This is a genomic window from Acrocarpospora phusangensis (genome assembly GCF_016862995.1).
GTDB lineage: Bacteria > Actinomycetota > Actinomycetes > Streptosporangiales > Streptosporangiaceae > Acrocarpospora > Acrocarpospora phusangensis.
Genome location: NZ_BOOA01000164.1, coordinates 1 through 6,319 on the forward strand (window position 1 = coordinate 1; position 6,319 = coordinate 6,319).

The following is a 6,319-nucleotide window of genomic DNA, read 5'->3' on the forward strand; positions in this document are numbered from 1 at the left end:
TCACTTGCCCGCCTCTCGAATCCGAATCCGGCGGATCCAGGCGCTTCGTCATCTGCCCGCCTCTTGAAAGGGACGGGAATCAGGATGCTGTCCGCCACTCCGTCGAACCCGAGGGGAAGCGGCGGTGCGCCGTCCGCCATCCTCCCGGAGGGAACGGGAGGCTCCTTGCCCGTAGCCGCGTGGGCTGGGACCCCAGCGTGCGGTTGGAGGCCGTTGCCGTCGGTCGTCTCGGTGGGCGGGTTCGGGAGGGGCGGCTGGATGAGCTGGTCAGGCTTCGACATCGAATCCCTCCCCGGTGAGGTTGACGAAGACGTCCTCCAGGGTGGGCCGGAGCACGTGGAGGCCGCGGACGGCGATGCCCTCGCGGACGAGGGCTTCGGTGACCCGTTCGGGGAGGGCGTCACCGAGTTCGGCGGACAGCTCGCCGGGGCCGGAGCGGATGTCGGTGAGGCCGAAGGAGGCGAGGGCGGCGGCGGCCGTGGCGACGTCCGGGGTTTCGAGGCGGAGCCGGGGCACCTTCACCGAGCGGAGTTCGGCCAGCGGGCCCTCGGCGACCAGCCGGCCGGTGCGCATGACGCCGATGTGGGTGCACATCTGCTCGACCTCGGCGAGGAGGTGGGAGGAGACGAAGACGGTGGTGCCGTCGGCGGCCACGTCCTTGATCAGGTTGCGGACCTCGCGGGTCCCCTGCGGGTCGAGGCCGTTGGTGGGCTCGTCCAGAACAAGAAGTTCGCGCGGCCCCAGCAGGGTGGCGGCGATGGCGAGCCGCTGCCGCATGCCCAGCGAGTACGCACGGTAGCGCTTGCGGGCGGCGGCCGTGAGACCCACCCGGTCGAGCGCCTCCCCGACCCGCCGGTCCACCGTGCGCGGGTCGGCGCCGGGATCGGCCGCGTCGAAACGGCGCAGATTCGCGGCCCCCGACAGGTACGGGTAGAACGCCGGCCCCTCCACCAGCGCTCCCACCCGGGTCAACGCCCGTCCGGGCGACTCCGCCCCCAGGATCGAGCTCGTGCCGGACGTCGGCGAGACAAGGCCGAGCAGCATTCTGATCGTGGTGGTCTTGCCGGAGCCGTTGGGGCCGAGGAATCCGAACACGGCACCGCGCGGCACCGTCAGGTCCAGGTGGTCCACGGCGAGCTGGCCGCCGCGGAAACGTTTGGTCAGGCCGCGGGTGACGATCGCGGCCCCCTCGGCGGGGGACGCCGCCAGGGCGCCCCCCGCCGCGTCGATCGTCTTGGTCATTTCCGGCCCGCCACCTCGTACAGGACTTCGGGCGTTACCGCGCCCGCGATGGCGCGCCCGTCGTCGGTGAGCAGCACGGAGACGAGCTTGGTCTTGATCAGCCGGCCCTTGCCCCACGTGCCGCTGACCGGGGTCGCGGCGTTGAGCACCCCGTCGGCGAGGCCGCTCAGCTGCCGCTCGCCGAAGTCCCGGCCGCCGTCACCGCTCTCGTCCCCGCCGCCGGTGAGGGCGTCGGCGGGGAGCGGCAGGACGACCACGGTGGTCCAGCCGGATCCGACCATCTTCGCCTCGCCCTTCTTCCCGGCGAGGCCGGCAGAGCCGCCGGGGTGGCCGGGCTTGTGCTCCCGCTGGAGCGAGGGCATCTCCCCGTCCTCGACCTTCGCGCCCGGCGGCGGCGTGAACGTGAAGTTCTCCGGGGCCGGGCGGGTGAAGGTGACCGAGTCGAAGCCCACCTCGAAGGCGGGTTCCACGGAGTCGTTCGCGTGCACCTGGACGCGGAGCGGGATGAAGGTCTCGCCGTCGACGGCCACCCGGATGTCCTTGACCAGGGAGCTCGCGGCGGTGGGCGCGAGCACCAGCTCGTACGCGGCGCGCCCGGCCACCGTCGCGTCGTTGCCCACGCTGACCGTGGTGTTGCCGTCGGCCGCCGCGAGTGCCCGCTCGGCCGCCTCCTGCGGCGTGATCACGGTCGGCGGCAGGGACCGCGCGGGTTCCCCGACCGGCGTCTTGATCCTGGTGGCCGTGTTGGCGGCGCTGTCCCACCACCAGGTCTGGTCCCCGTTGACGATCAGGTCGTGCTCGCTCATGTGGCCGGGCAGCGCGATCCTGAGCTGCGTCGCCGAGCCGTACCAGATCTTGACCTGGTGGGAGCCGGCGAGCAGGGCGACCGGGCCGCTGGCCGCGCCGGCCAGCGAGGACAGGCCGGGCACGCCGAGGGACGCGGTTTCGATGATCGTCCCGGACATGGGCGGCAGCTCCCCGGACTGCAGACGGGCGCCGACGTCGGCCAGCAACTGCTGGGCGGTGCGCTCGGGCAGCACCGGATCCCCTTGGACGGCGGCGATCACAGGGCCCGCTCCGACGGCTCCGGCCACCACGGCGATGGCGGCGACCGGCACCCCCCACCTCACGGCGCGTGCTCTCTTGGGCATTTCACCTCTCCAATCTGACGGATACGGACCCACCCTGCGCGCTGCCGCCTGAGCCGGCGCTGAGAGCCGCTGAGATCATTCTCAGCAGGGTCTCAGTCGGTAAGGACCAAAATGGGGGTTATGCGGGTTCTGGTGGTGGAGGATGAGCGGCGGATGGCGGCGGCGCTCCAGCGTGGCCTGCGAGCCGAGGGGTTCGCCGTGGATCTGGCCCACGACGGCGAAGAAGGGCTGCATCTGGCCCAGGTCGGCGACTACGACGCGGTCGTGCTGGACATCATGTTGCCGAGGCTGTCCGGCTACAACGTGTGCAAACGGCTGCGCGCGGAGGAGAACTGGGTGCCGATCCTCATGCTCTCCGCCAAGGACGGCGAGTACGACCAGGCCGACGGCCTGGACCTGGGCGCCGACGACTACCTCACCAAGCCCTTCTCCTACGTCGTGCTGGTGGCCCGCCTCCGCGCCCTGCTCCGCCGCGGCGGGGGCCGCCGCCCGGCCGTGCTGCGCGCCGGGGATCTCACCCTGGACCCGGCGCGCCGCATCGTCTCCCGGGGAGCGACCTCGATCGACCTGACGCCGCGCGAGTTCGCGCTGCTCGAATATCTGATGCGCCACCACGACGAGGTGGTCTCCAAGGCCGAGATCCTGGAACACGTCTGGGACACCTACGACACCGACCCGAACGTGGTCGAGGTGTATGTCGGCTACCTGCGCCGCAAGATCGACGCCCCGTTCGGGCGCGGCGCCGTGCAGACCGTGCGAGGAGCCGGCTACCGCCTGGTCAGCGATGGCGGCTGACTCCGCGCGCCGGCGGGGCCCGGTCGGCTGGTGGCGGCGGCGGAGCCTGCGGGTGCGGCTGACCGCCGTCTCGGCGGCCGTGCTCGCGCTCGGCCTGGCACTCTCCGCGTACGTCTTCGTGGACGCGCTGTCGCGGGCGCTGGTGTCCACCATCGACGAGGGCATCCACCAGCGGGCCCGGGAGGTGGTCGCGCTCTCGGACGCGCACCGGCTGGACGGGCCGATCGTGACCACCGACAACACGATCGTGCAGGTGGTCTCCCGGGACGGCCGCATCATCGGCGCGACCGGCAACACCGACCGGCTGGTGCCGCTGCTGTCCGCCGAGTCCCGGGCCGCCGCCCTCACCGACGACGGGGCGCGCTTCCTGGACGGCCGTCCGTACGGGATTCCCGGGGTGCTGCGGGTGACGGTGCTGCGCGCGGACGACGGCGTCACAGTGATCGCGGCCCGGTCGTTCGCGGAGGTGCAGGGCAGCATCGGAGCCGCCGCGCACGTGATGCTGATCGGCACGCCGCTGCTGCTGGTCCTGCTGGCCGCCGCGTCCTGGCTGGTCATCGGCAGGACCCTGCGGCCGATCGACGCGCTCAGGCGCGGGGCGGCCGAGATCACCGGCACCGCGCGGTCGCGGCGGCTCCCGGTGCCGGAGGCCCACGACGAGGTGCACTCGCTGGCGATGACGCTGAACGACATGCTGGCCCGGCTGGAGGACGCCGGGGCCCGCCAGCGCGCCCTGGTCTCGGACGCCGCCCACGAACTGCGCAGCCCGCTGGCCAGCATCCGGCTCCAGCTGGAGGTGGCGCTCAACCATCCGGAGGGCCAGGACTGGCAGGAGACCGCGGAGGGCGTGCTGGAGGACACGCTGCGCCTGGCCCGCCTGGCCGAGGACCTGCTCGCGCTGGCCCGCCTGGACGAGGGCCGCCCCTCCCGCCGCGAGCCCGTCGACCTCAACGAACTCGTCTCCCGCACCGCCGACCGGTACGGCATCGCCGCCGACCTGCCCGCCGCCACGCTCACGGTGACCGGCGACGCGATGGACCTCGGCCGCGTCCTCACCAACCTGATCGACAACGCGGTACGCCACCGCACCGCGAAGGTCGCCGTCGCCCTCACCCAGGCCGGCGGCCCGGACGCGCGCATGGCCGAGATCACCGTCACCGACGACGGCCCCGGCATCCCCGCCGAAGACCGGGAACGCGTCTTCGACCGGTTCACCCGCCTGGACGCCGCGCGCAGCCGCGACGACGGCGGCGCGGGCCTGGGCCTCGCCATCGTCCGCACCACCCTGCACGCCCACGGCGGCACCATCCACCTCACCGACGCCTCCCCCGGCCTCACAGCGGTAGTCCGCCTCCCCCTGTCCTGACCCCACACTCCCGGACACGCCCCAACCTGACACCAAGCCGCGCCCCGGCACACGAGGACCGTTACGGCCTGGTCTCGTGCCCCCTTGTCCGCGGGGCACGTTTTGCCCTTGCGCCAGGCCGCTTCGGATCGCGCGTTCGTCATTGTGCCCTGCCCGGGGGACCGTCTCGGGAAGTTATCCACAGGCTGGTTCGAGGGGCGAAGGGCGTGAGCTTAGGGTGGGGGCGGCACCGACACTCCCCCTCAGGAGGACGCGCAATGCTCCCCGAAACAGGCCGCCCCGCCGCCGATCTGCTCGCCGAACTGACCCGGCTCAGGACCGGCGACCTGCCGTCGCGCGGCGGCAAGGTGACCGCGTATGTGTACGACACCGGGCGGGCGGAGGTGCACGACGCGGCGCACGCGGCCTATGCCGAGATGCTCGAGGTCAACATGCTCGACCCGACGGCCTTCCCCAGCATGGTGGCCCTGGAGAAGCAGGTCGTGGGCGCGGTGGCGGAGCTGCTGGGCAACCCGGCGGCCCCGGGGATCTTCACCAGCGGCGGAACTGAGTCGATCATGCTGGCGGTGAAGGCGGCCAGGGACGCGGCGGCCACGGACAGGCCGGAGATCCGACCAGAGATCCGGCCGCAGATCGTGGTGCCGGTGACCGCCCATCCGGCGTTCCACAAGGCGGCGCACTATCTGGGCGTCGAGGTCGTCGCGGTGCCGGTGGACCTGGAGACGTTCAAGGTGTCGCCGGAGGAGGTCGAGGCGGCGATCAGCGACCGGACCGTCCTGGTGGTGGCGTCCGCGCCGTCCTATCCGCAGGGCGTGATCGATCCGGTCGAGGAGATCGCGGCGAGGGCGGCGGCCCGCGGCGTGCGCTGCCACGTGGACGCGTGTGTGGGCGGCTGGCTGCTGCCGTGGCTGCGGGAGGCCGGAGCCGATGTGCCGCCGTTCGACCTGGGCGTGCCCGGGGTCACCTCGATCTCGTGCGACCTGCACAAGTTCGGTTACGCGCCCAAGGGTGCCTCGGTGCTGCTGTTCGCGGACGCGGCGGCGCGGCGCAAGGCGTACTTCGCGTCGGCGGCCTGGCCGGGCTACACGATCATCAACTCGACCGTGCAGAGCTCCCGGTCGGCCGGTCCGCTCGGCGGGGCCTGGGGCACCCTGCAGTCCCTCGGCCGGGAAGGCTACGCGGAACTGGGCCGCGCCACGCTGGAGGCCACCCGGCGGCTGGTCGAGGGCATCGCGGGCATCCCCGGTCTGCGCGTGCTCGGCAAGCCCGAAGCCTCCCTGGTGGCCTTCGCCGGATCACCCGACGTGGACGTCTTCGTCCTGGCCGACGAGGCCCGCAAACTCGGCTGGTTCCTGCAACCCCAGCTCTCCTACGCCGGCATCCCGGCGAACATCCACATCACCGTCACCGGCGTCACCCTCGCCGGCGTGGACGCCATGCTCGACGTCATCGCCCAATCCACCGCCTCGGCCCGCGCCAAAGGCCCCGCCCAGATCCCCGCCGGACTCCCCGAACTCATCGCCGGCCTCGACCTGGACTCCCTCGACGACGCCACCTTCGCCGACCTGGCCGCCTCCGTCGGCATCAACCTCCAAGACTCCGCCCAACCCGAAATGGCCGCCGTCAACTCCATCCTCGACGCCCTCCCCGCCCCCACCCGCGAAGCCATCCTCATCCGCTTCCTCTCCATCCTCTACTCCTGAAGAACTCCCGAAGACCACCCCGCATGACCACTCCGCATGACCACTCCGCACTACCTCCCCGG

At 72.4% G+C, this 6,319-nt stretch carries 6 protein-coding genes; 3 read left to right on the forward strand and 3 right to left on the reverse strand.

Annotated elements, in window-relative coordinates; all coding sequences use genetic code 11:
• From Aph01nite_RS40490 to Aph01nite_RS40500, 3 genes are all read right to left on the reverse strand, one after another.
• A partial coding sequence (locus tag Aph01nite_RS40490) for a hypothetical protein (protein ID WP_204046400.1) occupies positions 1-281 on the reverse strand: 281 nt, incomplete at its 3' end.
• Complete coding sequence (locus tag Aph01nite_RS40495) at positions 268-1,242, reverse strand: ABC transporter ATP-binding protein (protein WP_204046401.1); 975 nt, start codon at positions 1,240-1,242, stop codon at positions 268-270. The genes Aph01nite_RS40495 and Aph01nite_RS40490, both read right to left, overlap by 14 nt.
• On the reverse strand, positions 1,239-2,393 hold the full coding sequence (locus Aph01nite_RS40500; RefSeq protein WP_204046402.1) for a LolA family protein: 1,155 nt from the start codon (positions 2,391-2,393) through the stop codon (positions 1,239-1,241). Before Aph01nite_RS40500 ends, Aph01nite_RS40495 begins: the two co-directional genes overlap by 4 nt.
• 120 nt (positions 2,394-2,513) lie before the next feature.
• Between Aph01nite_RS40500 and Aph01nite_RS40505 the strand changes: the two genes are divergently transcribed.
• The 3 genes from Aph01nite_RS40505 (at position 2,514) to Aph01nite_RS40515 (ending at position 6,257) form a co-directional block, all read left to right on the forward strand.
• Complete coding sequence (locus Aph01nite_RS40505; protein ID WP_204046403.1) at positions 2,514-3,188, forward strand: response regulator transcription factor; 675 nt, start codon at positions 2,514-2,516, stop codon at positions 3,186-3,188.
• Positions 3,178-4,554, forward strand: a complete 1,377-nt coding sequence (locus tag Aph01nite_RS40510; protein WP_204046404.1) for a sensor histidine kinase — start codon at positions 3,178-3,180, stop codon at positions 4,552-4,554. Before Aph01nite_RS40505 ends, Aph01nite_RS40510 begins: the two co-directional genes overlap by 11 nt.
• A 257-nt stretch (positions 4,555-4,811) precedes the next feature.
• The gene (locus Aph01nite_RS40515) at positions 4,812-6,257 is read left to right on the forward strand and encodes a pyridoxal phosphate-dependent decarboxylase family protein (protein ID WP_204046405.1); all 1,446 of its coding nucleotides are present in this window, start codon (positions 4,812-4,814) and stop codon (positions 6,255-6,257) included.
• The last annotated feature ends 62 nt before the right edge of the window (positions 6,258-6,319 follow it).

Excerpts from the sequence above, each read along its gene's own strand:
- Aph01nite_RS40495 (WP_204046401.1), bottom strand. The coding sequence starts at position 1,242 with ATGACCAAGACGATCGACGCGGCGGGGGGCGCCCTGGCGGCGTCCCCC.
- Aph01nite_RS40505 (WP_204046403.1), top strand. The coding sequence starts at position 2,514 with ATGCGGGTTCTGGTGGTGGAGGATGAGCGGCGGATGGCGGCGGCGCTC.
- Aph01nite_RS40500 (WP_204046402.1), bottom strand. The coding sequence starts at position 2,393 with ATGCCCAAGAGAGCACGCGCCGTGAGGTGGGGGGTGCCGGTCGCCGCC.
- Aph01nite_RS40510 (WP_204046404.1), top strand. The coding sequence starts at position 3,178 with ATGGCGGCTGACTCCGCGCGCCGGCGGGGCCCGGTCGGCTGGTGGCGG.
- Aph01nite_RS40515 (WP_204046405.1), top strand. The coding sequence starts at position 4,812 with ATGCTCCCCGAAACAGGCCGCCCCGCCGCCGATCTGCTCGCCGAACTG.